This is a genomic window from Caldisericia bacterium, from assembly GCA_026414995.1.
Classification (GTDB): domain Bacteria; phylum Caldisericota; class Caldisericia; order B22-G15; family B22-G15; genus JAAYUH01.
In genome coordinates, this window is sequence record JAOAHY010000041.1 from 1 (window position 1) to 309 (window position 309).

Sequence of the window (309 nt, forward strand, 5' to 3'; positions counted from 1 at the left end):
GACCAAGGAGAAATAAGAGTTAATATTTATAGGAAAGATGAAAAAAATATAGTAATAGAAATTTCAGATACAGGTATAGGTATTCCGGAAGAACATATACCCAGAATTTTTGAAAGATTTTATGTTGTTGATAAATCGCGGTCAAAAGAAACAGGTGGAACAGGACTTGGACTATCCATAGTAAAACATATTGTTAATTTACATAATGGCGAAATCTTAGTTGATAGCAAACTAGGGCAAGGAACAAAATTTTTAATTATTTTACCGGATAATAAACATTAAAAAATATACAATTTATGTCTGTAGTTT

1 protein-coding gene is annotated in these 309 nt (G+C 28.5%); it reads left to right on the top strand.

Features of this window, described 5'->3' with window-relative positions:
* Nucleotides 1–282, top strand: a 282-nt coding sequence (locus tag N3D74_06685; GenBank protein ID MCX8095849.1) for an ATP-binding protein, incomplete at its 5' end; no start/stop codon positions are given.
* Between the last annotated feature and the right edge of the window lie 27 nt (nucleotides 283–309).